We start from the raw sequence: 26990 nt of genomic DNA on the forward strand, positions 1-26990 counted from the left end.
ATTCAATCCTTGAGAAGTTGGGTGCGCGCCGCGACGAAGGCGGACGCGGATTCGTTGTGCAGCGCATGGCGACCGCTCGAGACGCGCTCGCGGCCCGCCACCCAGACCGCATCGATGGCGGAAGTGCGATGGCTTGCGAAGACGTGCGCCGACAGCATGTCGGGCGCCGACAGGCCTTGCAGCGCGACATGCGCTGCATCGAGCACGATGAAGTCGGCCTGCTGCCCCACGGCGAGCCCGCCGACCGCGCGGCCCGAGGCCTGCGCCCCGCCCTGCACCGCTTCGAGCGTGAGCGCGGTGGCGACATGCGGCTGCGCCGCGCTCGCGCCGACATTGCGCTGGCGCTTGGCAAGGCGCTGGCTGTATTCGAGCATCAGCAGTTCTTCGGCCGCGTTGACGCTCGCGTGGCTGTCGGAGCCCACGCCCCATGCGCCGCCGTGGCTGCGCCACTTGGAGAAATCAAAGATGCCGTCGCCGAGGTTCGCCTCGGTCGTCGGGCACAAGCCCGCGACCGCGCCGCTCTTCGCGGCGTACTCGTACTCGGCGTCGTTCATGTGCGTCGCATGGATGAGGCACCAGCGCGCATCGACCGGCGCGTGATCGAGCAGCCACTCGACGGGGCGCAGCCCGCTCCACTCCACGCAATCGTCCACTTCCTTGGTCTGCTCGGCGATGTGGATGTGGATCGGCGCGGTGCGGTCGATGGCTTCGAGCCCCGCGACCGCATCGCGCAATGCCTCGGGCGGCACGGCGCGCAGCGAGTGCGGCGCCATGCCCAGGCGCGCACCCTGTGCATCGCACGCGGGCTTGAGCGCTTCGAGCAAACGCAGCATCGATTCGGTCGAGCGGATGAAGCGGCGCTGCCCTTCGTTGGGCGGCTGGTCGCCGAAGCCGCTGGTCTGGTAGAGCACCGGCAGCAGCGTGAAGCCGATGCCGGTCTTCTGTGCGGCGCGCAGCAGCGCCAGGCTCAGCGTCGCGTCGTCGGCATAGGGGCGGCCGTCGGCGTCGTGGTGCACGTACTGGAATTCGCAGACACTGGTGTAGCCCGCCTCGAGCATCTCGGCATAGAGCCAGGTCGCGATCGCTTCCATGTGCTGCGGGCCGAGGCGCGCGGCGAAGCGGTACATCAGCGTGCGCCAGCTCCAGAAGCTGTCGCGCTGCTCGGCGCGGTGTTCGGTGAGGCCCGCGAAGGCGCGCTGGAAGGCGTGCGAGTGCAGGTTGGGCATGCCGGGGATCACGGGGCCGGTCGCTGCCTGCGCGCCTGCGGGCGCCTGCGCGGCGGACTGGACCTGCGTGAGCTGGCCTGCATCGTTCCACGTCAGCAGGACGTTCTTCGCCCAGCCCGCGGGCAGCAGCGCGTCGGCTGCGAAGAGTGTTTGTCTTGCTCCCTCTCCCTCTGGGAGAGGGTTGGGGTGAGGGCTGTCGGCCTTCGATAACGCCGTCGTCGTATTCATGGCCGCAGGCCCTCACCCTGCCCTCTCCCAGAGGGAGAGGGGAAAGAAATACAAATGCGGCCTTGGCGCACCGCGGTGCGCAGCGGTCGTTGGCCGAACCAGTAAGCAAGCTCGGCCGCATCACGCACGTTCCACAGCACGAAGTTGGCGGGCATGCCTTCGGCGATCGCACCGTGTGTGTTCTGCAGCCCCAGCGCGCGTGCCGCATGCAGCGTCACGCCAGCCAGCGCCTCGGGCACCGTCAGGCGGAACAGCGTGCAAGCCATGTTGACCATCAGCAGCAGGCTCAGTGTCGGCGAGGTACCGGGGTTGTGGTCGGTCGATACGGCCATCGGCACGCCTGCCGCGCGCAGCGCCTCGATGGGCGGCAGGTGCGTGTCGCCCAGCGTGTAGTAGGCGCCGGGGAGCAGCACGGCCACCGTGCCCGACCGGCGCATCGCCTCGATGCCGTCGGCCGACAGGTGCTCGATGTGGTCGCACGAGAGCGCACCGTAGCGCGCGGCGAGCGCGGCACCGCCCATGTCCGACAACTGCTCGGCATGCAGCTTCACCGGCAGGCCCAGCGCCTTCGCGGCCTGGAAGACCTGCTCGGTTTCCGCGAGCGAGAAGGCGATGCGCTCGCAGAACACGTCCACCGCATCGACGAGGCCTTCGGCCGCGAGCGCGGGCAGCATCTCGCGGCATACGAGGTCGATGTACTCGCCGCTGCGGTTCGCGTATTCGGGCGGCAGTGCATGGGCGCCGAGGAAAGTGGTGCGCACGGTGACGCCGTACGCTTCGCCGAGGCGCCGCGCCACACGCAGTTGCTTCCGCTCATGGTCGAGCGAGAGCCCATAACCCGACTTGATCTCGATGGCGCAGACGCCGTCGGCCAGCAGTTGTTCGAGGCGCGGCGCGGCCTGCGCGAAGAGCGTGTCTTCGTCGGCCTCGCGCGTGGCGCGCACCGACGAAACGATGCCGCCGCCTGCCTTCGCCACTTCTTCGTAGGTCGCACCTGCGAGCCGCATCGCGAATTCGTTCGCGCGCTGTCCGCCGTAGACGAGGTGCGTGTGGCAATCGACGAGGCCGGGCGTGACGAGTGCATCGCCGCCGTCGTGCGCGGCAAGCCCTGCGAACTCGGCCGGCAGCGCGCTGCGTGCGCCGACCCAGCGGATCGCGCCTTCCGCAACCACGATGGCGGCTTCTGTCCCCGCATCGCTCGCCAGGCGCAGGCCGGTCCAGAGGCCGTCGGCCGAGGGGTATTCGTTGGCAGGTTTCATCGTCTCGTTCTCTTTCTGCAGATTACGCCGGCACGATGCGGACCGCCACCAGCCGCGCGTCTGCGCTCTCCGGCACCGCTTGCCATGCCAACGACGCGTCGGCCCAGTGCAGGCCCTCGCCCTCGGCGCACCGCTCGTCGTTCAAGCGCCATGCGCCGCGCAGGGCGAGCAGCACGCCGTGCGGTGCGGCCTCGATGGCCGTTGCGTGGTCCAGCACATGCACATCGGCACGCCACTGACCGTGCCGCGTCATCACGTTGAAATCGTTCGATGCGCCGCCCAGCAGCGTGCAGTCGATCGCGTCGTCGCCGCTGAATGCGAACGGACGGTGCGGCACATCGAGCCGGTGCTCCACGCGTCCGTCGTGCGTGAAGAGTCGCACCCCGTCGCCTTCCAGCAGCATGATGCTGCGGTCGATGCCCGCGAACACCGAGAACGGCCCTGCCGCCGCGATGGTCGCGATGCTCACGCGCCAGCCGAAGCTGTCGAGCCCCGCGCCCTGCGGCCAGCTCGCGATTTCCTGCGTGGTGCCGCCGCCGTTCTTCCAGGGCATGGCGGGCAGCGTGGCGCGAGAGAAGCGCTGCAACTCGTTCATGACCGTCCCTCTTGCTCCTTCCCCTTCCGGGGGAAGGCTGGGATGGGGGCAGCGCCCAACGAGCGCCGAGCGCGGGTCAAGGCCGTCGTGCCCCCACCCAAACCCTCCCCCGGGAGGGGAGGGAGAAATACGAATACAGAGTGCACGCTCATCGCATCAACCCGCCTTGCCGCAGCTTCTGCTCGAAGTGCCGCAGCACCAGCGTCATCGTGCCGGTCAGCACGAAATACACGAGCGCGATCGCCAGGTACACCTCCAGCGACCGGTACGACACGCTGATGATCTTCTGCCCCTCGTGCATCACGTCATGAATCGTCAACAGCGACACCAGCGCCGAGTTCTTGATGAGCGCGATGAACTCGTTGCCCAGCGGCGGAATCATCCGCACCACCGCCTGCGGGAGCACGATCTGGCGCATCGCCACGCCGGGCGTCATGCCCAGCGACTGCGCGGCCATGGTCTGGCCCTTGTCGATCGACTGGATCGCGCCGCGCACGATCTCCGACACGTACGCGCCCGAGTACACGCCGAGCCCCAGCACGCCGCAGAGGAATGCGGGCAGCAGGATGCCGAAATGCGGCAGGCCGAAGAACAGGATGAACAGCTGCACCAGCAGCGGCGTGCCGCGGATGACGGCCACGTAGGCCGTGCACACGCTGTAGATCCAGCGCCGCTTCGGGTTCAGCCGGCCGATGCCGACGATGAGGCCGAGCACGCAGCCCAGCGCGAGCGCGCACGCAGTGATCTCCACCGTGACGAGCGCACCGCGCAGCAGGTCGGGCCAGCCCTGCCAGACCGGCGAGAAATCGAGATCCATCGCGCGTTTCTTTTCTTGCTTACTTGGCCGTGGCGCTGAACCACTTCTTCTCGATCTGCGCGTAGGTGCCGTCGGCCTTCAGCTTCTCGATCGCGCCATTCACCGCCTTGGTGAGCTCGGGCGTGTCCTTGCGGATCGCCATGCCGTATTCCTCGGTCGTGATCTGCTCGGGCAGCACCTTCAGGCCGCCGCGCGTGCGCACGTACTGATAAGCGGCGGGCTTGCCAGTGACGGCGGCGTCGGCACGGCCGATGTCCACGAGGTTGAACATTTCCTGGTTCTTCTCGACTTCCATCAACTGCACCTGCGGGTACTTCTCTTTCGTGAAGGCGACCGACTTGGTGCCCACCTGCACGCTGACCTTCTTGCCGTTGATGTCGGCCGGCACCTTGATCGCCGTGTTGCCGTCCTTCACCATCACGACGAGGCCGCCCGCGTAGTACGGCACGGTGAAGTCGACGACCTTCTTGCGCTCGTCGGTGATGTAGATGGCCGAGACAGCCATGTCGAAGCGCTTGGAAATCAGGCCCGGCACGAGCCCTTTGAAGTCGATGTCGATCCATTCGATCTTGCGGCCCAGCGTCTTGCCGACGGCCTCGACCAGTTCCACGTCGAAGCCGGTGCGTTTGCCGTTCTCCACGAACTCCATCGGCGGGAAGGTGGCATCGGTGGCCACGCGCAGCGGCTCGCCTTGCGCATGTGCGGCGCCGGCGAAACCCAAGAGAGCGGCGGCGGCAACGGTGAAAAGAGTGCGACGGGTGTTCATGAGGTGAGGCTTTCGTGGGTTTGAAAAAGGCAGGGGCGACTGGCTACTGAAGCGCGCGAGAGATACGGGCCGCCGTGACGACGGTCATGTGGAGCAATGCAGCTTCCATGCCCTGGACGCGCGTGATCGGCGCCATGAGCGTGATCGCGCCGCGAAGGCGTCGGCCCGAGGCCAGCACCGGTGCGCTCGCGCCCCAGACGCCGGCATCGACCTCGCCCTCTGTCACGGCATGGCCGGCTTCGCGGATCGCATCGAGCTCGGCGGCGCGTTCGGCGCGGCGCTCAGGGCGTTCGCCGAGGCCGTCGAGCAAGGCATCCCGCTGATCGAGCGGCAGGTGCGCGAGCAGGCACTTGGCGCTCGCGCCATCGCTGGCCGGAACGCTGCGGCCCCGGTCGAACGAGCAGCGCAGCGAATGTTCGCTGTCGATCATCTCCAGGCACACCACGCGGTCGTTCACCGCTGTGACCAGCGCCACGCTCTCGTGGCTCTGCTGCACCAGCGCGCGCATGTCGGCGCGGGCGGCCATCACGAGGTCGGAGTTGCCGTCGAAGCCGCTCGCGAGCTGCACGCTCACCGGGCCCGGCGAGTAGCGGCCGTCGGACTCCATCACGAAGCCCCAGCGGCGCAGCGTGGCGATCTGGCGATAGAGCGTGCTCTTGACGAGGCCGGTGGCCTGCACCAGCTCGGCCGCCGTCATCGCGACCTTGCTCTGCGCCAGCACCGACAGCACGAACAGCGCGCGGTCGTTGTGGGCGGGAGCATCGGTCGGGGGCGTCATCGCAGGCAGTATCTTGCTGGCCGTTCTCACTTCCAAGCCCGAATTCCCACCGGGTGGGAATGGGCCGGATTTTTACTTCTACCTTTGTCTTACCGGTGGACGTGCCGCGAGGAGCTCGTTCAACGCACCATCGGCAGCTTCAGGCCCTGCTTCTTGGCCGTCGCGACGGCGATGTCGTAGCCCGCATCGGCGTGGCGCATGACGCCGGTGGCCGGGTCGTTGAAAAGCACGCGCTCGATGCGCTTGGCCGCGGCGTCGGTGCCGTCGCACACGATCACCACGCCCGAGTGCTGCGAGTAGCCCATGCCGACGCCGCCGCCGTGGTGCAGGCTGACCCAGGTGGCACCGCCTGCGGTGTTGAGCAGCGCATTGAGCAGCGGCCAGTCGGAGACGGCATCGGTGCCGTCCTTCATGGCTTCGGTCTCGCGGTTCGGGCTCGCGACCGAACCGGTATCGAGGTGATCGCGGCCGATGACGATGGGCGCCTTCAGCTCGCCGTTCTTCACCATCTCGTTGAAGGCCAGGCCCGCAATGTGGCGCTCGCCCAGGCCCAGCCAGCAGATGCGCGCGGGCAGGCCCTGGAAGGCGATGCGCTCTCGCGCCATGTCGAGCCAGCGGTGGGTGTGGGTGTTCTCGGGGAACAGCTCCTTGATCTTGGCGTCGGTCTTGTAGATGTCTTCCGGATCGCCCGAGAGCGCGACCCAGCGGAACGGACCCTTGCCCTCGCAGAAGAGCGGACGGATGTAGGCGGGCACGAAGCCGGGGAAGTCGAACGCGTTCTTCACGCCTTCGTCGAACGCGACCTGGCGGATGTTGTTGCCGTAGTCGACGGTCGGGATGCCCATGGCCTGGAAGTCCAGCATGGCCTGCACGTGGACGGCGCACGACTTGGCGGCGGCCTTCTTCAGCGCGTCGTGTTGCGAAACATCCTTCATCGCGGCCTGCCATTGCGGCACGGTCCAACCCGAGGGCAGGTAGCCGTTGATGAGGTCATGCGCCGATGTCTGGTCGGTCACGAGGTCGGGCTTGAGACCGCCGGCCTTCGCGCGCTTCACGAGTTCGGGGAGGATGTCGGCTGCATTGCCCAGCAGCGCGATTGACACGGCTTCCTTCGCATCGCAGTGCTGTTTGATGAGCTCGAAGGCATGGTCGATGTCGCGTGCCTGCTTGTCGACGTAACGCGTGCGCAGGCGAAAGTCGATGCTCGACTGCTGGCACTCGATGTTGAGCGACACCGCGCCCGCGAGCGTGGCCGCGAGCGGCTGCGCGCCGCCCATGCCGCCGAGGCCGGCCGTGAGGATCCACTTGCCCGCGAGGCTGTTGTTGTAGTGCTGGCGGCCGGCTTCGACGAAGGTCTCGAAGGTGCCCTGCACGATGCCCTGGCTGCCGATGTAGATCCAGCTGCCGGCCGTCATCTGGCCGTACATGAAGAGGCCCTTGCGGTCGAGCTCGTTGAAGTGCTCCCAGGTGCCCCACTTGGGTACGAGGTTCGAATTGGCGAGCAGCACGCGCGGTGCGTTCTCGTGCGTCTTGAAGACGCCGACCGGCTTGCCCGACTGGATGAGCAGCGTCTCGTCGTCGTTCAGCTCTTTCAGCGACGCGAGGATCTGGTCGTAGCACTCCCAGTTGCGCGCGGCGCGGCCGATGCCGCCGTACACCACGAGGTCCTGCGGGCGCTCGGCCACCTCGGCATCGAGGTTGTTCTGCAGCATGCGGAACGGCGCTTCGGTGAGCCAGCTCTTGCAGTTGAGCTCGCTGCCGCGCGGGGCGCGGATCACGCGCGTCGGGTCATGGCGCGGATCGGCGGCGTCGGGATTGTTCAGGGCGAATTTTTCGGGAGCGTTCATGGCGTGGTTCTCCTATCGAGTGATGTTTTACGAGTGACTGGGCAGGATGTTCAGCAGCGCGGCCGGCAGCTCGGCCTTGAGCGCCCACTGGCGCATGGCTTCGATGTCGGGAGCGAGGTAGCGGTCGCGTTCGAGAAAAGCAACGTTCTGGCGGATGCGGGCGAATTCCGCCTCGACCATCGGCGAACTCTTGAGCTTGCGCTTGAGTTCGATGCCTTGCGCGGCGGCCATCGCTTCGATGCCGACGACCACCGCGGTGTTGTTGACCATGTCGCCGAGACGGCGCGCTGCGAAGGTGGCCATCGAGACGTGGTCCTCTTGATTGGCTGACGTGGGCAGGCTGTCGACGCTGGCGGGATGCGCGAGCGACTTGTTTTCCGAAGCCAACGCCGCGGCGGTGACCTGCGCGATCATGAAGCCGGAATTCAGTCCGCCATCGCGCACCAGGAACGGCGGAAGGCCCGAGAGGCCAGTGTCGAGCAGCAGCGCAATGCGGCGCTCGGCGATCGCGCCGACTTCGCTCACGGCCAGCGCAATGATGTCGGCCGCGAACGCGACAGGCTCGGCGTGGAAGTTGCCGCCCGAGATCACTTCGCCGGTGTCGCAGAACACGAGCGGGTTGTCCGATGCGGCATTGGCTTCGATGACCAGCACGCGCGATGCGTGGGCGAGGTTGTCAAGGCAGGCGCCCATCACCTGCGGGATGCAGCGCACCGAGTACGGATCCTGCACACGGCCGCAGTCGGCGTGAGACGGCACAATTTCGCTGCCTTCGAGCAGCGTGCGCACTGCGCAGGCAACGGCGATCTGGCCGGGCTGGCCGCGTGCGGCGTGGATGCGGGCATCGAACGGCTTGATCGAACCCTGGATCGCTTCGAGCGAGAGCGCACCCGACATCAGCGCCGAGGCGAACACATCCTCCGCGCCGAAGAGGCCGGCGAGTGCCAGCGCGGTCGACACCTGCGTGCCGTTGAGCAGCGCGAGGCCTTCCTTCGGGCCGAGCACGAAGGGCTCGAGGCCGATGCTGCGCATCGCCTCGGCACCGCTGACCTTCTTGCCGTCGGCCAGCGTCGCTTCGCCTTCACCGATCAGCACGCAGGCCATGTGCGCGAGCGGCGCGAGGTCGCCCGATGCGCCGACCGAGCCCTTGCACGGAATGCTCGGCGTGGCGCCCGCGTTGAAGAGCGCCAGCAGCGCATCGACCAGCGCGGGCCGCACGCCCGAGTGCCCGCGCGCCAGGCTCACCGCCTTGGTCGCGAGGATCATGCGCACCACTGGCGCGGCCAGCGGCTCGCCCGTGCCCACGCTGTGCGAGAGCACGAGGTTGCGCTGCAGCTCGGCCAGATGATCGTTGCCGATGCGGGTGCTCGCGAGCTTGCCGAAGCCGGTGTTGATGCCGTAGACCACCTGGTCGTTCTCGACGATGTGGCGCACCGCCGCCTCGGCCTTCTGCATGCCATCACGCACCGACGGATCGAGCGCGAGCCGCACGCCGCCGGCCTGGATGCGCCGCAGCATCGCAAGGTCGACCTTGCCGGGCGTGAGGGTCAAAGTGGTATTGGACGAAGCGGTGTTGTTGCTTGGCATGTGAACCTGTCTATACAAGTGGTTGCGAGAGATAACGATCGGTCGGTGCGACAAGAAAAAGGCTAGCCGAAGCTCGGGTTGCCGTCGGCTCGGAAGCGGCTGCCCAGGCTGTAGCGCGACGCCGGATGCAGGCAGCGCACCCAGGTCACGGGCGTGTTGCGCGTCCAGGTGCGGCGCGTGAGCAGGAGGCAGGGGTCGGTCACTTCCATCGCGAGCCGCTCGGCCTGTTCGGCGTTGGGCAGCACGGCATCGACGACATGTTCGATCTGGTCGAAGGGCACGTTGCGCACCAGGTACTCGCTGGGCGGCATCGCGCTGAAGTCCTGCTCGAGGTAGTCGGGCACGACCTGCGGGTTGACGTAGCGCTCTTCGAGCTGCACCGGCGTGTCGTTCTCCAGGTGCAGGCAGGCGCTGTGGAAGACAGAGTCGCCCGCGCGCAGGTCGAGCCATGCAGCCACATCGGGCGAGGCAGCGATGCGCTCGACCGCGAGCATCTCGCAGCGGTAGTCGTGGCCGCGCTGGCGGATTTCGCTGGCGATGTTCGCGATCTGCAGCAGCGTCGATTGCGGCTTGTTCTCCGCCACGAAGCTGCCGACGCCGGCCACGCGCACGATGCGGCCCTGCTCCACGAGTTCGCGCAGCGCCCGGTTCACCGTCATGCGCGCCATGCCGAACTGCGCGACCAGCTCGTGCTCCGACGGCAGGCGGTGGCCGGGCGGCCAGGTGCCGTCCTGGATCTTGCGGGAGATGTGATCCTTGACTTGCGCGTAGAGCGCGAGGGTCGGCAGGTCGCGTTTCATCGTGGGTTGTTCAATGCTCTGCAGCGGCCATCGACTCGGCGCGGATCTCTTCGGTCAGGCGCGCCTTGATGTCCATGAACTCGGGCGAGGTCTTGATCGTGTAGCTGCGCGGATGCGGAAAGTCCACCGCGATCTCGGTCTTGATGCGCCCGGGCCGCGCGCTGAACACCGCCACGCGGTTGGCCATGAAGATCGCCTCGTCGATGTCGTGCGTGACGAAGAGCACCGTCTTCTGCGCCGACTCCCAGATGCCCAGCAGCAGCTCCTGCATCAGCACGCGCGTCTGGTTGTCCAGCGCGCCGAAGGGCTCGTCGAGCAGCAGCATCTTGGGGTCGTTGGCGAGCGCGCGCGCAATCGCCGTGCGCTGCTGCATGCCGCCCGAGAGTTGCTTCGGAAAATGGTTCTCGAAACCGCGCAGGCCCACCTTGGCGATGAAGAACTCGCTGCGCTCCTTCTGGTCGGCCTCGCTCATGCCGCGCTCGCGCAGGCCGAAGCGGATGTTCTGCGCCACGGTGAGCCACGGAAAGAGCGTGTAGCTCTGGAACACCACGCCGCGGTCGGCGCCCGGGCCCTCGATGCGCTCGCCGTCGAGCAGCACCTGGCCGGTGGTCGGGAAATCGAGCCCCGCCACGATGCGCAGCAGCGTCGACTTGCCGCAGCCCGAGGGGCCGAGGATGGTGACGAAGTCGTTCTCCTTCACCTCGAAGTCGATGGGCAGCAATGCCTGCGTGCTCTGGCCCTTGGTGCCGGTGAAGACGCGCGAGACGCCCTGGATGGAAAGCTGGTTCTTCACAGTGCGGCCCATGCAAAAAGGCGGCGGTTGAGCGCCTTGAAAGCGAAGTCGGACAGGAGGCCGATGACGCCGATCACGATGATCCCGAAGATGATCTGCCCGGTGTTCAGCAGCGCCTGGCTGTCGGTGATCATGTGGCCGATGCCCGAGGAGGAGCCGATCAGTTCCGCGACGATCACGTAGGTCCACGCCCAGCCGAGCACGAGGCGCAGCGTTTCGGCGATGCCCGGTGCGGCGCCCGGAATGAGCACGCGCGCGACGATGCCGCGGCTCTTCGCGCCCAGCGTGTACGCGGCCTCGACGAGGTCGCGCCGCGCGCCGCCCACGGTGACGGCCACCATCAGCACGATCTGGAAGAAGGAGCCGATGAAGATCACCAGCAGCTTCTGCATTTCGCCCAGGCCCGCCCACAGGATGAGCAGCGGAATGAAGGCCGAGGCTGGCAGGTAGCGGCAGAACGACACGAAGGGCTCGAAGAAGGCCTCGACGGTTTTCCAGGTGCCCATCGCGATGCCCAGCGGCACCGCGAACACGGCCGCCAGCAGGAAGCCGCCGAACACGCGCCACACGGTCATGCCGATGTCGCCGATGAAGCCGTACTCGGTGAAGAGCAGCCAGCCTTCCTTGACCATGGTCGGCGGGCTCGCGAGGAAGGTCGGCGACACGAAGCCGCCGAGCGTGGCGAGCGACCACACGAGCACGAACACGACGAAGAAGCCGAGCCCCAGCAGCACCCGCGCACGGGCGCCGATGGGTTCGAGCGGCGCGAACGCTCGGCGCCGCACGGCTGGCACGACGGGCTGGGAGGACGCGGCGCCCGCCGATGCCGCGCGCGGCGGCACCTGCTGCGGCAGCGCCTTACTTGACGTAGCTTGCATCGAAGGTGACTGCGTAGTCTTCAGGGGCCTTGCGGATCACGCCGGCTTCCAGAAGGATCGCCGCGGCTTCCTTCATGAAGGTGGTGAGTTCGCCCGCAAAGAACTTCTGGTTGGCCGCCTTGTCCTGCCAGCGCAGGTACGCCGACGACTTGGCGAACTGCTCGCCGCTCTGCTTGACGGCCGAACCCATGAGCTCGTTCGACTTGGCCGGGTCGGCCTTGATCATGTCCAGCGCGTCGAAGTACGACTTGGTGAGCGCGGCGGCGGCCTTGGGGTTGGCCTTGAGCCAGGTCGGCGCGCAGCCGACGGTGTCCATCACCATCGGGTAGTCGAGCGTGGTGGCCAGAATCTTGCCGGCCGCCGGGTTGGCGCGCACGGTCGAGAGGTACGGCTCATAGGTCATGGCGGCGTCGTTCTGGCCGGCCACGAAGGCTTGCGCCGCAGGCTGCGGCTCGAGCGAAACGACCTTCACGTCCTTCAGGCTCATGCCGTTCTTGCTGAGCATCCAGGCCAGGCCGAAGTACGGCGCGGTGCCGGGGGCGCTCACGCCGATGGACTTGCCCTTGAGGTCGGCGAAGGTCTTCACGTCATTGCGCACCGCGATGCCGTCGGCGCCGTAGGACTTGTCCATCTGGAAGATCTGCACGATCGGCACGCCGTTGGCGTTCCAGGCGACGTGCGTTTCCACGGTGGTGGCCGCGCACTGGATGGCGCCCGAGGCCAGGGCCAGGTGGCGGTCCTTCTGCGGAATCATCTTCAGTTCGACGTCCAGCCCGTTCTTCTTGAAGATGCCGGCCTTGTCGGCCAGCGAGAGCGGCGCGAAGCCGGTCCAGCCGGACATGCCGAGCGCAATCTTGGTGTCCTGGGCGGCGGCCGTTCCGGCCATGCCCGCTGCACATGCACCTGCTGCCAGCAGCGAAGCGACTTTCACAACTACCGTCGTCTTGACCATGGGTACTCCTGGTTCTGTTTTCTTGAGATGGCTCGGCGATGCGCCCCAACGTCTGGGCTGCGCGCGCCTCGCATTGTTGCCAAGCGCCCCAACTTGTATATACAGGATAACCCGGGAGGGCTGTTCCGGTGCATTTCGGAAGGAAGATGCACCAGATTGCTGTCTAGACAAATAGGGCGGCGGGACGGAGGCAACCATTGCAAAGCTCGTGCCACAGTCATAACTGGGTGGCTGGGGGACAATCGACCGCCCTCCCCGCCAGTTCCTCTTTCATCTCTCCCGAAGTCCGCCTCGCAGCCCGTGTCCTCCCTCGCATCCCACCCCCTCGACGCTCCCGGCAGCAGCACCTCGCCGGTCGAAATCCTCCACGAAGTCTTCGGCTATTCGCAGTTCCGCGGGGCCCAGCAGGACATCGTCGATCACGTGGTGGGCGGCGGCGACGCGCTGGTGCTGATGCCCACCGGCGGCGGCAAGTCGCTTTGCTACCAGATCCCGGCCATCGCGCGGCAGCGTGCGGGGCGCGGCGTTGCGGTGGTGGTGTCGCCGCTGATCGCGCTGATGCACGACCAGGTCGGCGCGCTGCACGAGGCGGGGGTGAACGCGGCGTTCCTCAATTCGACGCTCGACTGGGAGCAGACGCAGGACGTGGAGCGCCGCATGCTGCGCGGCGAGATCACGCTGCTCTACGCGGCGCCCGAGCGGGTCAACACGCCGCGCTTCCTGTCGCAACTCGATTCGCTCAAAGAGCGCGGCAAGCTCTCGCTGTTCGCGATCGACGAGGCGCATTGCGTGAGCCAGTGGGGCCACGACTTCCGCCCCGAATACCGCGCGCTCACCGTGCTGCACGAGCGTTATGCGGGCGTGCCGCGCATCGCGCTCACCGCCACGGCCGATGCGCTCACGCGCGCGGACATCGTCGAACGGCTGCAGCTCGAAGAAGCGCGCCAGTTCGTCTCCAGCTTCGACCGGCCGAACATCCGCTACACCATCGTCGAGAAGAAGGACGCGACCACGCAACTCCTGCGCTTCATCGAGCGCGAGCACGAGGGCGATGCGGGCGTGGTCTATTGCCAATCGCGCAAGCGCGTGGAAGACCTCGCGACCACGCTGCAGGGTGCGGGCATCAATGCCCTGCCTTACCACGCGGGCCTCGACGCCGCGGTGCGCCAGAAGCACCAGGACCGGTTCCTGCGCGAAGAAGGCATCGTGATGGTCGCGACCATCGCCTTCGGCATGGGCATCGACAAGCCCGACGTGCGCTTCGTCGGCCACCTGGACATGCCCAAGAACATCGAGGGCTACTACCAGGAAACCGGCCGTGCCGGCCGCGACGGCGCTCCCGCCGATGCCTGGATGACCTACGGCCTGAACGACGTGGTCAACCAGCGCCGCATGATCGACGAGAGCCCGGCCGGCGAGGAGTTCAAGCAGGTGATGCGCGGCAAGCTCGACGCGCTGCTCTCGCTGGCCGAGGCGAGCGACTGCCGCCGCGTGCGGCTCCTGGGCTACTTCGGCGAGAAGAGCACGCCCTGCGGCAACTGCGACAACTGCCTGAACCCGCCGCAGGTGTGGGACGGCACCGATGCAGCGCGCAAGCTGCTGAGCACCATCTACCGCGTGCAGCAGCTCAGCGGCATCAGCTTCGGCGCGGGGCACATCATGGACATCCTGCGCGGCAAGGAAACAGAGAAGGTCAAGCAGTTCGGCCACGAGCGCATCACGCACCTTCGGGCTGGGCGCGGAGTTCAGCGAGGTGCAGCTGCGCGGCGTGCTGCGCCAGCTGATCGCCACCGGCGCGCTGGCGGTCGATGCGGAGGCCTTCAACACGCTCAAGCTCACCGAGGGCTCGCGCGCTGTGCTCAAGGGCGAGGCGAACGTGACGCTGCGCGAATCCATCTCGTCACCGGCGGAGCGCAAGCCCCGCCGCGAGAAGGTCGCCAAGGGCGCGCCGTCGCCGGCCGCCGCCAAGCTCGACGACACCGGCAAGAAGCGCTTCGAGGCGCTCAAGGCCTGGCGCGGCGAGGTGGCCAAGGAGCACAACCTGCCGGCCTACGTGATCTTCCACGACGCCACGCTGGCGTCGATCGCCGAGCGCGCACCGGCGACGCTCGAAGACCTGCAGGGCATCAGCGGCATCGGCACCAAGAAGCTCGAGGCTTATGGGACCGAGGTGCTGCGGGTGTGCTCGGCGTTCTAGCCAGGCACACCGACTTCATCAATTTGTTGCCGGCAACGTGATCGGCACGGGCCGCGTCAGCAGATCGACGAAAAGCTCGAAGAAGCGCGTGTTGTCGAAGCGCTGCACCACCGTCATCTTCTGCAGCGTCGGGCCCGCGGGCTGCGAGGCGTAGCCGATGGATCGGCCGTTGTCCGCGGCGCCCGGCTTGGCCACCACATCGACATAGCGCTCCACCGTCTTCGTCGCGTAGGTCGGATCGATCAGGTAGGCCAGCGTGAGGGTGTCCCAGATGTTCTGCGTGTAGTCGGGGTTGTTCTCGAAGCCGTTCGTGCCGCTGAAGCCGTAGCCGTTGAGCTTGCGGAACACTTCCGTCACCGCGGTCGGCTTGGCCGGGTGGGCGATGCGGTCGTAGATCGGCTTGGTGAGGAACACGGTGTCGGTCACGTCCAGCGGCACGATCACCTGCGGGATCGGCAGGCGCACCACGAACTGCGCGGCATCGGGATCGAACCACCAGTTGAACTCGGCCGCCTTGGTGGTGTTGCCGGGCACGTCGATCGCGCCGCCCATGTAGACGATCTTCTTGATCAGCGGGACGATCTCGGGGCTCTTCTTCACCGCGAGCGCGATGTTGGTGAGCGGCCCGATGGCCAGGATGGTGATCTCGTTCGGATTGGCCTTCACCGTGTCGATGATGAAGTCGACCGCGCTCTTGCGCTGCACCAGCGTGTGCGTGGCAAAGCCGTCGGGCGAGGGCTTCAGGTCGGCGTCGGTCTTGGGCTCGGGGCCGCTCCAGGCGCCCAGGTAGCCGTCGCCGCCGGCGCCCGCCGCCATTTCGGCCTCGACGTCGGCGAAGGTGTGGTTGAGCGCGTAGTTCTCGCCCACGTACACGCCGATGCGGTCGCCCACGCCGAGCCGCTCGACCGACATCAGCGCGTCGGCCACGCCCTGCTTGAGCCACTGGTTGCCCGAGACCACGCTGATGCCCATGACCTGGACCTTGCCCTGCGCCTGCAGCTGCGCGGCCATGACGCCGAGCTGGCCGTCGTCGCTCATGGTGTTGTAGTCGCTGTCGATGATGATCTTCTGCGCGGGCGGCGGAGGTGCGCCGAAGCCGGGCGCGAGCCCGAAGCCGCCGTTGCCGTCACCGCCTCCGCCGCAGCCCGCCACCACGGCCGCGGCGACGAGGGCGAACACGGCCCCGATCCATTTGTGCAACTTGCGCATCTGCTTCTCCTAGGTGTTTGGTTTTCAGCTCGAGAGGGCACTGAATACAAACGTGCGCAAAGCTTTGCGCAAACGTTTGCCAAACTCTAAATGGCGAAGCACGGGCGTGGCAAGCGCCGTTTAATCCCGGTTTCCGGGAAGCGCTGACTGGCGCCGCAGATGCCTGTCAACCCGCATTGGGAGGGGGATCGATCAGGCGGTTCTCGCGCAATGGCGAGCGATTGAGAAGAGCGGGTTGCTCTTCAGAGGGTGCGACCTCCGCCTTGTCCAGCCCGATGCCCGGCACGGCCTTGGACGACGCCACGGGCACCGGACACGCGCCGGAGCTGCGCAGCGTGAGCGCCGCGGCCAGCCGCGCCTCGGCGGGATCGCCGAGCTGGTGGCCGAAGTCGTCGGCCACGACGCAATTGGCGTTGGGCGCGAAGCCGTCGCCGTAGTCGCCGAAGCCCGCCTGGTTCACGCCCTTGAACTGGATCGCGAAGTAGGTGGTGCCGCAGTTGTCCTGCGGATAGAAGCCGTAGGGCTTGCCGCAGGTGGTGCCGCCCACGAGGTTGACCGTGACGCCGATGCCCCGAAGGCTGTTGATCACCGACTCGCTGGCCGAGCAGGTGTCGGGGCTGGTCAGCACGGTGACGCGCGAGAGGCCCAGCGTGGGCAGCGGCTGGTTGGTGCGACTGGTGCTGTGGAACGGCGTGAGGCTCTGCGCGAGCGTGAGGCGGAACGGGTTCTTGTCGTTGAAGCTCAGCAGCTCGAAAGTCTTGCCGGCGGTCTGGCCGGGCCCGGCCACCATGTAGGCGAGCCGGCTTGCAATGTCGAGGCGGCCGCCGCCGTTGTAGCGCATATCAAGCACCAGGTCCTGGATGCCATCGCCCTTGAGCTTGTTCATTGCCGCGATGAGCTGCGCCTCGGAGGTGAGGATGTGGTCGTTGAACAGCAGGTAGCCGACACGGCCGCCCGCATCGTCGATGGACTTGACGTTCTGCACCGGCGTGCGCGTCACCAGGGCGGCCGTGAGGTCGATGGTTCGCGTCGTGCTGCCCTCCTGCAGCTTGAAGGTGTGCGTCTCTCCGGCCGCCTGCGGCGAGATGCCGCGGTTGATGACCGCCGTGTTCGTGCTGTTGAGCACATCGACGCCGTCGATCTCCAGAATCCTCGCGCCGCGCGCGATGCCCTGGGCTGCGGCGGGCGAGCTGGAATGCGGCTCGACGAAGGCCACGCGCAGGTCACGGTTGGGGCGGGAGCCGCGCACGAACGCGAACTCGATTCCGTAGCTTGGCGAAATGCCGGCATTCGACAGCTGGCGGTATGCCTCGGTGTCGTAGATGTAGTGAAAGCGGTCCTTGGCGCGGCCGGAGGCGGTGGTGGCCGTGGTCTTGAGCACGTTGAAGAACGCCACGGGCGTCGCGTAGTCGGCCGCCACCAGCGTGGCCGGCACTTCGTTGTACCAAAGGTAGGTCTCGTCGATCCAGCTGCGCACCCAGCTCTTTTCGTTGTCGACCGTGCCGGCAGTGTCGGGATAGGCGGTGCCGGTTGCGGGGTCGATGCCGCGGCGCGGTGCGGCGCACTGGCCGGCGACTTCCGAAGATGGAACAAGGCCGCCGCCGCCGCCGTTGGTGGGTGGAGTGCCGCCCGGTGGCGGCGCACCACCGACGATGGGGAAACCGCCGCCCCCGCCTCCTCCACCCCCGCCGCCGCCGCAACCCGTCAGAAGACCGGCGATGGCAAGCGCTGCCGCAGCAGCCCATGCGCCGGGACGCGGCAGCCGCCGCAGGTCGGTGGTGCGAAAGCCCATGGAATCCTCCTCGTGCCCGCGTTGACCGGGCACCCGCCTGTTGATCTTTGCTACTGGACGAAGCCCATGCCGCGCGATTCGCGGACCTCGGGCTTGATGCGGTGCTCGGCCTCGAGCTGGTCGAGAAACTCCGCAGCCGAAAATTCGACCGCGAGGATATCGGTCTGGCGTTTCACCGCCGCGAAATCCCCCGGGCACAGCTGCGCCAGTTGCGCGAGCCGCGTTTTCACTTCGCCGGTCAGGAGCGCGGCATCGCCCGCCAGCGCTTCGGTCACGAACATGCGCTCGCGCTGCACCGCCGTGAGCGGCTTGAACTTGATCTTGAAAGTGAAGCGCCGCAGGGCCGCCTGGTCGAGCCGGTCCAAGAGGTTGGTCGTGCAGACGAACACGCCGTTGAAGCGCTCCATGCCCTGCAGCATCTCGTTGACCTCGGTGACCTCGTAGGTGCGCTGCGCGCCGCGCCGGTCCTGCAGGAAGGAGTCGGCCTCGTCCAGCAGCAGCACGGCTTTTTCGGCCTCGGCTTCCTTGAACATGGCGGCCATGTTCTGCTCGGTCTCGCCGACGTACTTGCTCATGAGGTCGCTGGCCTGCTTGATGATGAGCGGCCGGCCCACGGCCCGCGCAATGTGCTCGGCCAGCGCGGTCTTGCCGGTGCCCGGCGCGCCGTAGAAGCACAGCGAGCCATGGCCGCGCGCCTTGAGCGCCTCGACGATGCGCGGAATCTCGAAGCGGGTCTCGACGTTGAGCATGTCGAGGTCGTAGGTGGTGACGTTGCGGCGCTCGCCGCGGCCGGTGTCCAGCGTGCCCAGCGCCAAGTCGGCGTTGCGCAGCTGCCGTTCGATGAGGCCTTCCATCGAGGCGTCGTCGGTCTTCGCAAGCCCGGCGAAGCGCACCGCGGTGCGAATCTGCGCGGGCGTGAGGCCCTTGCGCTCGGCGAGCTTGGCGGTGAACGCCTCGGACACGACCACGCCTTCGAGCGTCTTCTTCACGAGCTGCTCACGCGCGCCGGGCGGCGGCGACTTGAGTTCGAGGTGGTAGGCGAAGCGGCGGCGGAACGCCGGGTCGATCTGCTCGATGCGGTTGGTGACCCACAGCGTCGGCACCGGGTTGGCTTCGAGGATCTGGTTGACCCACGCCTTGCCGCTCACGCTGCCGCTGGTGGACGACGGAATCTGCTCGGCGCGCGCCATGAACTGCGCGGCCTCGGTGCTGATGGGCGGGAACACATCCTCGACTTCATCGAACAGCAACGCGGCCTGCGCGCTGCCCTTCAAGAACACCTGCGCGATCTGCAGCGAGCGGTAGCGGTCGCGACCGCTCAGCGAGTTGCCGTCGCGGTCGGCGTATTCGACCTCGAAGAGTTCGAGGCCCGCAGCCTGCGCGACCACTTTCGCGAGCTCGGTCTTGCCGGTGCCGGGCGGCCCGTAGAGCAGCACGTTGACGCCGGGCTCCTTGCGCGCGACCGCGGCGCGCAGCAGCGTGACGAGCATCTGCGCGTCTTCCTCGACGAAGGAAAAATCGTGCGGCGTGAGCGCGCTCTTGGCCGAAGGCCGCGTGAACACCGCCATCAATTCGTTGTGGTCGCGGTACTCGCGCATCAGCACCGGCGGAAGCTTCTCGCTGACCTTCATCAGATCGGCGAGGTCGGTGATGTTGTGCTCGGAGATCAGGTTCTCCACGAGGCCGATGCGCTCGAGCCGCGAGCCCGCGCGCAATGCCTCGCCCACTTCGCTCGCGTTGACGCCTGCGATGTCGGCGATGGCCGCATAAGCCTCGGGCGCGTTGTTGACCTTGAACTCGACCAGCAGCGAGCGCAGGTCGCGCTGATAGCGCGCGAGCGTGCCGTAGAGCAGCAGCGCGCGTTCGGCCTTGTTGAGTTGCAGCAGGCCCGCGAGCGCATCGATGTTCTTCTCGACCAGCGTCGATTGCTTGCGCAGCGCATGCGTGAGCCAGTCGCGCGTGACGGCGAGCACCGAGAGCAGGTCCTTCGGCTGGTCCTTCGCGTATTCGTCGAGATAGAAGAAGAGCGTGCCTTCTTCATACGGGCCGCGCCACACGCCGTGGCGTTCGAGCAGCGTGCGGCCATCGAAATTCTCGACGCCCTTCCACGCTTCGTTGCCCGCACAGCGCCGGCCAAGGAACTCGCGCAATCGCTGCAGCACCGGGGCGGGCCACACGAGGTGACGTCCCGTGAGCGAGAGCAATCCGTTGATATCGCGCCGCACATTGAAGCGCGGTCCCTGCTTGGCTGCGAGCGTGAGCACGAAGTGCGAGCACATGAGCTCGAGCACCGGTGCCTCCTTGAGTCCAGGCGAAGGCAATGCCTGCCCGCGTACCGCAGCAGCCACTACATCGACACCCGCACGCTTGACCATCAGGAAACCTCCAATGAGGAAATTCGTGGAGAGACCATAACGCAGACTTTTGGCTTCGGGAAGACGCCGAAAGGGTAAAAACCCTGATCTGGCGATTCCAGCCCACAATGCGCGCCATGGTCGGAATCGAAGAAATCCGGCGCGCCGCGGTGCGCCTCCAGGGTCAGGTGCTCAATACGCCCTGTGTCGAATCACGCACGCTCTCCGAAATCGTCGGCGCGCAGGTGTTCCTGAAATTCGAGAACCTGCAGTTCACATCCTCCTTCAAGGAGCGGGGTGCCTGCAACAAGCTGGTCGACCTGTCGGAGGCGGGCACGCGCGGCGTGATCGCCATGTCGGCCGGCAACCACGCGCAGGGTGTGGCCTATCACGCGCAGCGGCTGGGCCTTCGGGCGCTGATCGTGATGCCGCGCTTCACGCCCGGCGTGAAGATCGAGCGCACCCGCGGCTTTGGCGCCGAGGTGGTGCTGCACGGCGACACGCTCGATGCGGCGCGCGCGCATGCATTGGAGCTTGCCGAACGCGAAGGGCTGGCCTTCGTGCATCCCTACGACGACGAAGCCATCATTGCCGGCCAGGGCACGGTCGCACTCGAGATGCTCGATGCGGTGCCCGACCTCGACACGCTCGTCGTGGCGGTCGGCGGCGGCGGGCTGATCGCCGGCATGGCGGTCGCGGCGCGCGATCGCAAGCCCGGCATCGAGATCGTCGGCGTGCAGACCACGCGCTTCCCGGGCATGGTCAACGCCATCAAGGGCACGCACCACGTGCAGGGCAAGAGCACCATCGCCGAAGGCATCGCGGTCGGAACGCCGGGCGTGCTGACGCAGGAAATCATCGCAAGCAAGGTCGACGACCTGGTGCTGGTGGACGAAGGCGACATCGAGCAAGGCGTGCTGATGCTGCTCGAGATCGAAAAGACCCTGGTGGAAGGTGCGGGTGCTGCAGGCCTTGCGGCGCTGATCCGGCATCCGGAGCGCTTCAAGGGCAAGCGCGTCGGGCTGGTGCTCTCGGGCGGAAACATCGATCCGCTGCTGCTCGCGGCCATCATCGAGCGCGGCATGGTCAGGGCCGGGCGGCTGGCGCGGGTGCGGGTGAGCGCGCGCGATGTGCCGGGCTCGCTGGCCGAGATTACGGCGACTGTGGCCGAAGCGGGCGCTAACGTCGACGAAGTTCACCATCAGCGCGCCTTCACCATGCTCGCGGCCCAGAACGTGGATATCGAGCTGGTCCTGCAGACCCGCGGGCGGGCCCACCTGGCCAGCGTGCTGACGGCATTGAAGGACGCCGGCTTCGAGGCCGAAGAGCAACATTGAGAGATGTGTGCCAGGGGGCTCGCAACCCCCTAGACCGCTCCGCAGGGCCCCGCCGGTAAAATGCCCGCAGTTTTGTCATTTGTGTATTCGAGGTACTTCCCGATGTCCAACCCCACTCCCGTCGAGCCCGGCCACGCCGCCGCCGTCGAAAAAGACGCCGTCGAATCGGTCGTTCACCTGATGCCGATCGTGCTGCCGCTCGCTGGCGGCGTGCTGATGCTTCTCCTGGCGTCCATCGCTGTCTACTTGGCCTGACAGCCTCTTGGGCTGTCGTCCGCGGGCGGTGCGGCCCGCGGTAGCGCAATCTCCCTTCGCGAAACGTTTTCTCAAACGGACCTCTGCGCCCACCCAGGCACGGCGTCCCGTTCGGAAAGACGATTTTTCAACTTAGGAGATTTCCGATGAACGCACCCACGATGAAGGGCCTCACCATTCAGGCGCCCTCATACGTCAAGAACGCGAAACTGATTGCCTGGGTGGCCGACATGGCCGCACTGTGCAAACCCGAGTCCATCTACTGGTGCGACGGCAGCAAGGAAGAGTACGACCGCCTCTGCCAGCAACTGGTCGACGCCGGCACCTTCAAGAAGCTCAATCCCGCCAAGCGCCCCAATTCGTTCCTCGCGGTGTCTGATCCGACCGACGTCGCGCGCGTCGAAGACCGCACCTTCATCTGTTCCAACGAGAAGGAAAGCGCCGGCCCCACCAACAACTGGATGGCCCCGGCCGAGATGCGTGCGACGCTGCAGCCGCTTTTCGACGGCTGCATGAAGGGCCGCACGATGTATGTGGTGCCGTTCAGCATGGGCCCGCTGGGTTCGCCGATCGCACACATCGGCATCGAACTCTCCGACTCGCCTTACGTGGCGGTCAACATGCGCATCATGACCCGCATGGGCAAGGCCGTGTACGAGGTGCTGGGCGCCGACGGTGAGTTCGTGCCGTGCGTGCACACCGTGGGTGCGCCGCTCGAAGCTGGGCAGAAGGATGTGTCCTGGCCCTGCAACAAGACCAAGTACATCGTTCACTACCCCGAGACGCGCGAGATCTGGAGCTATGGCTCGGGCTACGGCGGCAATGCGCTGCTGGGCAAGAAGTGCTTCGCGCTGCGCATCGCCTCGAACATGGGCCGCGACGAAGGCTGGCTGGCCGAGCACATGTTGATCCTCGGCGTGACGAACCCCGAGGGCAAGAAGTACCACGTGGCCGCCGCCTTCCCGAGCGCGTGCGGCAAGACGAATTTCTCGATGCTGGTGCCGCCCGCTGGTTTCGAAGGCTGGAAGGTCACGACCATCGGCGACGACATCGCCTGGATCAAACCCGGCAAGGACGGTCGCCTGTACGCGATCAATCCCGAGGCCGGTTATTTCGGCGTGGCGCCTGGCACCAACATGCTGACCAATCCGAACTGCATGGACAGCCTGAACAGCGACGTGATCTTCACGAATGTCGCGCTGACCGATGATGGCGACGTCTGGTGGGAAGGCATGGAGCAGGACACCAAAACCCTGCCCGAGCACCTGACCGACTGGCAGGGCAAGGACTGGACGCCGCAGATCGCCAAGGAAACCGGCGCGAAGGCAGCGCACCCGAACTCGCGCTTCACCGTGGCCGCAACCAACAACCCGGCACTCGACGACGCATGGGACGACCCGAAGGGTGTGGCGATTGACGCCTTCATCTTCGGCGGCCGCCGCTCGACGACCGTGCCGCTGGTGACTGAAGCCCGCAACTGGGTCGAAGGCGTCTACATGGCCGCAACGATGGGCTCCGAAACGACGGCAGCCGCCGGCGGCCAGCAAGGTGTGGTGCGCCGCGATCCGTTCGCGATGTTGCCATTCGCCGGCTACAACATGGCCGACTACTTCCAGCATTGGCTCAACGTCGGCAAGAAGCTCGAGGCCTCGGGCGCGAAGCTGCCGAAGATCTACACGACCAACTGGTTCCGCAAGGGCGCTGATGGCAAGTTCGTCTGGCCTGGTTATGGCGAGAACATGCGCGTGCTGAAGTGGATGATCGATCGCATCGAAGGCAAGAAGACGGAAGGCGTGGAGCACATCACTGGTGTGAGCCCGCGCTATGAAGATCTGAACTGGACGGGGCTGGAATTCAGCGCAGAGCAATTCGCGACTGTGACCAGCATCGACAAGGCGGCTTGGCAGGCGGAGCTCAAGCTGCACGCAGAGCTCTTCCAGCAGTTGTCGCATCACCTGCCGAAGGAGTTGCCGGAGACCAAGGCTGCTATTGAGCAGCGCCTGGCTGCCTGATCTTCAGCAGATTTCAAATAACAAAAGCCCGGTGGATTGTTCCCCCGGGCTTTTTTCTTGGTCGCTTGGTTAGCCACCATCAATTACTCGCGATCTGGCACTGGTAACTGAAGTTGTTTGCTCCAAAGCAAAAAACCCCAGTCATTGCTGACTGGGGTTTTCTGGGCTGTAAGAGCCTGACGATGACCTACTTTCACACGGGAACCCGCACTATCATCGGCGCTGAGTCGTTTCACTGTCCTGTTCGGGATGGGAAGGAGTGGTACCAACTCGCTATGGTCATCAGGCATAAAGGGTTGTTCATTTGATCACGCGATCAAACAAACGAATTCATAGAGTTTGGAATCAGCGCGCAATTGTCTTGCGCTGGCTTGAATATATTTTGAATGCGTCAACTTGGCATAACACCTTGATCTGATTGATCAAAGTTATAGGGTCAAGCCGCACGAGCAATTAGTATCAGTTAGCTTAACGCATTACTGCGCTTCCACACCTGACCTATCAACGTCCTGGTCTTGAACGACTCTTTAGGGGGCTCAAGGCCCCGGCAGATCTCATCTTGAAACGAGTTTCCCGCTTAGATGCTTTCAGCGGTTATCTCTTCCACACTTAGCTACTCGGCAATGCCACTGGCGTGACAACCGATACACCAGAGGTGTGTCCACTCCGGTCCTCTCGTACTAGGAGCAGGCTTCCTCAAATCTGCAGCGCCCACGGAAGATAGGGACCAAACTGTCTCACGACGTTTTAAACCCAGCTCACGTACCTCTTTAAATGGCGAACAGCCATACCCTTGGGACCGGCTACAGCCCCAGGATGAGATGAGCCGACATCGAGGTGCCAAACACCGCCGTCGATATGAACTCTTGGGCGGTATCAGCCTGTTATCCCCAGAGTACCTTTTATCCGTTGAGCGATGGCCCTTCCATACAGAACCACCGGATCACTATGTCCTGCTTTCGCATCTGCTCGACTTGTCAGTCTCGCAGTTAAGCACGCTTATGCCATTGCACTATCGTCACGATGTCCGACCGTAACTAGCGTACCTTCGAACTCCTCCGTTACGCTTTGGGAGGAGACCGCCCCAGTCAAACTGCCTACCATGCACTGTCCCCGATCCAGATAATGGACCTAGGTTAGAACCTCAAACACACCAGGGTGGTATTTCAACGTTGGCTCCACAAGATCTAGCGACCCTGCTTCAAAGCCTCCCACCTATCCTACACAGATCTGTTCAAAGTCCAATACAAAGCTACAGTAAAGGTTCATGGGGTCTTTCCGTCTTTCCGCGGGGAGATTGCATCATCACAAACATTTCAACTTCGCTGAGTCTCAGGAGGAGACAGTGTGGCCATCGTTACGCCATTCGTGCAGGTCGGAACTTACCCGACAAGGAATTTCGCTACCTTAGGACCGTTATAGTTACGGCCGCCGTTTACTGGGACTTCAATCAAGAGCTTGCACCCCATCATTTAATCTTCCAGCACCGGGCAGGCGTCACACCCTATACGTCCACTTTCGTGTTTGCAGAGTGCTGTGTTTTTAATAAACAGTCGCAGCCACCGATTTTTTGCAACCCATTCATGCTTCGTTGTTCACTACACACTAATAGGGCACACCTTCTTCCGAAGTTACGGTGTCAATTTGCCGAGTTCCTTCTCCTGAGTTCTCTCAAGCGCCTTAGAATACTCATCTCGCGCACCAGTGTCGGTTTGCGGTACGGTCGTATATAGCTGAAGCTTAGTGGCTTTTCCTGGAACCTCGTTCAGTCACTTCACGGACAAGTCCGCTCGATCGTTGGCCTCGGTATATGTGCACCGGATTTGCCTAATGCACGCCTACATCCAACTAAACCAGAATAATCCAATAACTGGATGACCTATTAAGATCCGTCCCCACATCGCACTATATAACGGTACAGGAATATTGACCTGTTTCCCATCAGCTACGCATCTCTGCCTCGCCTTAGGGGCCGACTCACTCTACGCCGATGAACGTTGCGTAGAAAACCTTGCGCTTACGGCGAGGGGGCTTTTCACCCCCTTTAACGCTACTCATGTCAGCATTCGCACTTCTGATACCTCCAGCACGCTTTACAACGCACCTTCACAGGCTTACAGAACGCTCTCCTACCACTTGCAATAAATTGCAAATCCGCAGCTTCGGTAACTGGCTTAGCCCCGTTACATCTTCCGCGCAGGACGACTCGATCAGTGAGCTATTACGCTTTCTTTAAATGATGGCTGCTTCTAAGCCAACATCCTGACTGTTTTAGCCTTCCCACTTCGTTTCCCACTTAGCCAATTTTAGGGACCTTAGCTGGCGGTCTGGGTTGTTTCCCTCTTGAGTCCGGACGTTAGCACCCGGTGCTCTGTCTCCCAAGCTGTACTCATCGGTATTCGGAGTTTGCCTTGGTTTGGTAAGTCGCCATGACCCCCTAGCCAAAACAGTGCTCTACCCCCGATGGTAATACTTGAGGCACTACCTAAATAGTTTTCGGAGAGAACCAGCTATTTCCAAGTTTGTTTAGCCTTTCACCCCTATCCACAGCTCATCCGCTAGTTTTGCAACACTAGTCGGTTCGGACCTCCAGTACCTGTTACGGCACCTTCATCCTGGCCATGGATAGATCACTTGGTTTCGGGTCTACACCCAGCGACTGATCGCCCTATTCGGACTCGATTTCTCTACGGCTTCCCTATTCGGTTAACCTTGCCACTGAATGTAAGTCGCTGACCCATTATACAAAAGGTACGCAGTCACCCCTTACGAGGCTCCTACTTTTTGTAAGCACGCGGTTTCAGGATCTATTTCACTCCCCTCCCGGGGTTCTTTTCGCCTTTCCCTCACGGTACTAGTTCACTATCGGTCAATGATGAGTATTTAGCCTTGGAGGATGGTCCCCCCATATTCAGACAGGATTTCTCGTGTCCCGCCCTACTTGTCGTTAGCTCAGTACCACACAGGTCATTTCACGTACGGGGCTATCACCCGCTATGGCCAGTCTTTCCAAACTGTTCCGTTATGTCTTGTGCTATCACTAACAGGCTCTTCCGATTTCGCTCGCCACTACTTTCGGAATCTCGGTTGATGTCTTTTCCTCGAGCTACTGAGATGTTTCAGTTCACCCGGTTCGCCTCGCATGACTATGTATTCATCATGCGATACCTTTCGGTGGGTTTCCCCATTCGGAAATCTCCGGATCAAAGCTAATTTGCCAGCTCCCCGAAGCTTATCGCAGGCTATCACGTCCTTCGTCGCCTATCATTGCCAAGGCATCCACCACGTGCTCTTATTCACTTGACCCT

At 64.7% G+C, this 26990-nt stretch carries 18 protein-coding genes, 2 rRNA genes and 1 pseudogene; 4 read left to right on the forward strand and 17 right to left on the reverse strand.

Annotated features, from left to right (window positions below):
• Positions 1 to 2: 2 nt before the first annotated feature.
• From QF040_RS23930 to QF040_RS23985, 12 genes are all read right to left on the reverse strand, one after another.
• Positions 3 to 1454, reverse strand: a complete 1452-nt coding sequence (locus QF040_RS23930; RefSeq protein ID WP_429613109.1) for a formimidoylglutamate deiminase — start codon at positions 1452 to 1454, stop codon at positions 3 to 5.
• Positions 1451 to 2713, reverse strand: coding sequence for an imidazolonepropionase (gene hutI, locus QF040_RS23935; protein ID WP_429613110.1), 1263 nt, complete (start codon positions 2711 to 2713; stop codon positions 1451 to 1453). Before hutI ends, QF040_RS23930 begins: the two co-directional genes overlap by 4 nt.
• A 22-nt stretch (positions 2714 to 2735) precedes the next feature.
• The gene (locus QF040_RS23940; protein ID WP_429613111.1) at positions 2736 to 3308 is read right to left on the reverse strand and encodes a HutD/Ves family protein; all 573 of its coding nucleotides are present in this window, start codon (positions 3306 to 3308) and stop codon (positions 2736 to 2738) included.
• Positions 3309 to 3456: 148 nt separating this feature from the next.
• A complete protein-coding gene (locus QF040_RS23945; RefSeq protein WP_306880890.1) occupies positions 3457 to 4125 on the reverse strand; it encodes an amino acid ABC transporter permease in 669 nt (222 codons plus the stop codon).
• A gap of 19 nt (positions 4126 to 4144) precedes the next feature.
• On the reverse strand, positions 4145 to 4891 hold the full coding sequence (locus QF040_RS23950; RefSeq protein WP_429613112.1) for a transporter substrate-binding domain-containing protein: 747 nt from the start codon (positions 4889 to 4891) through the stop codon (positions 4145 to 4147).
• A 43-nt stretch (positions 4892 to 4934) separates the two neighbouring features.
• Entirely contained in the window at positions 4935 to 5669 is a 735-nt protein-coding gene (locus QF040_RS23955; RefSeq protein ID WP_429613113.1) for an IclR family transcriptional regulator, read from the reverse strand.
• A 119-nt stretch (positions 5670 to 5788) separates the two neighbouring features.
• Entirely contained in the window at positions 5789 to 7516 is a 1728-nt protein-coding gene (gene hutU, locus QF040_RS23960; protein WP_429613114.1) for a urocanate hydratase, read from the reverse strand.
• Positions 7517 to 7543: 27 nt separating this feature from the next.
• On the reverse strand, positions 7544 to 9103 hold the full coding sequence (hutH, locus tag QF040_RS23965) for a histidine ammonia-lyase (RefSeq protein ID WP_429613115.1): 1560 nt from the start codon (positions 9101 to 9103) through the stop codon (positions 7544 to 7546).
• A gap of 62 nt (positions 9104 to 9165) precedes the next feature.
• Entirely contained in the window at positions 9166 to 9903 is a 738-nt protein-coding gene (gene hutC / locus QF040_RS23970; RefSeq protein ID WP_280810327.1) for a histidine utilization repressor, read from the reverse strand.
• 10 nt (positions 9904 to 9913) lie between these two features.
• The gene (locus tag QF040_RS23975) at positions 9914 to 10708 is read right to left on the reverse strand and encodes an ABC transporter ATP-binding protein (protein ID WP_198789445.1); all 795 of its coding nucleotides are present in this window, start codon (positions 10706 to 10708) and stop codon (positions 9914 to 9916) included.
• Positions 10693 to 11574: an ABC transporter permease gene (locus QF040_RS23980; RefSeq protein WP_429613116.1), complete on the reverse strand. Its 882-nt coding sequence runs from the start codon at positions 11572 to 11574 to the stop codon at positions 10693 to 10695. The genes QF040_RS23975 and QF040_RS23980 overlap by 16 nt, the downstream gene beginning before the upstream one ends.
• The gene (locus QF040_RS23985; protein ID WP_429613117.1) at positions 11555 to 12526 is read right to left on the reverse strand and encodes an ABC transporter substrate-binding protein; all 972 of its coding nucleotides are present in this window, start codon (positions 12524 to 12526) and stop codon (positions 11555 to 11557) included. The genes QF040_RS23980 and QF040_RS23985 overlap by 20 nt, the downstream gene beginning before the upstream one ends.
• A gap of 300 nt (positions 12527 to 12826) precedes the next feature.
• Here QF040_RS23985 and recQ point away from each other — a divergent pair.
• Positions 12827 to 14723, forward strand: a pseudogene (gene recQ / locus QF040_RS23990) (DNA helicase RecQ).
• An 18-nt stretch (positions 14724 to 14741) separates the two neighbouring features.
• On the opposite strand, the gene QF040_RS23995 reads toward recQ, so the two are convergent.
• From QF040_RS23995 to QF040_RS24005, 3 genes are all read right to left on the reverse strand, one after another.
• Positions 14742 to 15932: a nucleoside hydrolase gene (locus QF040_RS23995; RefSeq protein ID WP_429613118.1), complete on the reverse strand. Its 1191-nt coding sequence runs from the start codon at positions 15930 to 15932 to the stop codon at positions 14742 to 14744.
• A gap of 166 nt (positions 15933 to 16098) precedes the next feature.
• On the reverse strand, positions 16099 to 17724 hold the full coding sequence (locus QF040_RS24000) for a S41 family peptidase (RefSeq protein WP_429613119.1): 1626 nt from the start codon (positions 17722 to 17724) through the stop codon (positions 16099 to 16101).
• Between the two features lie 50 nt (positions 17725 to 17774).
• Positions 17775 to 20099 carry an ATP-binding protein gene (locus QF040_RS24005; protein ID WP_429613120.1) on the reverse strand — a complete coding sequence of 775 codons (2325 nt, stop codon included), beginning with the start codon at positions 20097 to 20099 and terminating at the stop codon, positions 17775 to 17777.
• 116 nt (positions 20100 to 20215) lie between these two features.
• Between QF040_RS24005 and QF040_RS24010 the strand changes: the two genes are divergently transcribed.
• From QF040_RS24010 to QF040_RS24020, 3 genes are all read left to right on the forward strand, one after another.
• Positions 20216 to 21415, forward strand: coding sequence for a threonine ammonia-lyase (locus QF040_RS24010; RefSeq protein ID WP_307604055.1), 1200 nt, complete (start codon positions 20216 to 20218; stop codon positions 21413 to 21415).
• A 102-nt stretch (positions 21416 to 21517) separates the two neighbouring features.
• Complete coding sequence (locus tag QF040_RS24015) at positions 21518 to 21670, forward strand: hypothetical protein (RefSeq protein ID WP_013538642.1); 153 nt, start codon at positions 21518 to 21520, stop codon at positions 21668 to 21670.
• A gap of 146 nt (positions 21671 to 21816) precedes the next feature.
• On the forward strand, positions 21817 to 23682 hold the full coding sequence (locus tag QF040_RS24020; protein ID WP_307687430.1) for a phosphoenolpyruvate carboxykinase (GTP): 1866 nt from the start codon (positions 21817 to 21819) through the stop codon (positions 23680 to 23682).
• A 174-nt stretch (positions 23683 to 23856) separates the two neighbouring features.
• Here the strand turns inward: QF040_RS24020 and rrf are convergent.
• Positions 23857 to 23969 (reverse strand): 5S ribosomal RNA (gene rrf / locus QF040_RS24025).
• 145 nt (positions 23970 to 24114) lie between these two features.
• A 23S ribosomal RNA gene (locus QF040_RS24030) occupies positions 24115 to 26988 on the reverse strand.
• Between the last annotated feature and the right edge of the window lie 2 nt (positions 26989 to 26990).

Origin of the sequence: Variovorax sp. W2I14, from assembly GCF_050435205.1 — a bacterium.
GTDB lineage: Bacteria > Pseudomonadota > Gammaproteobacteria > Burkholderiales > Burkholderiaceae_C > Variovorax > Variovorax paradoxus_C.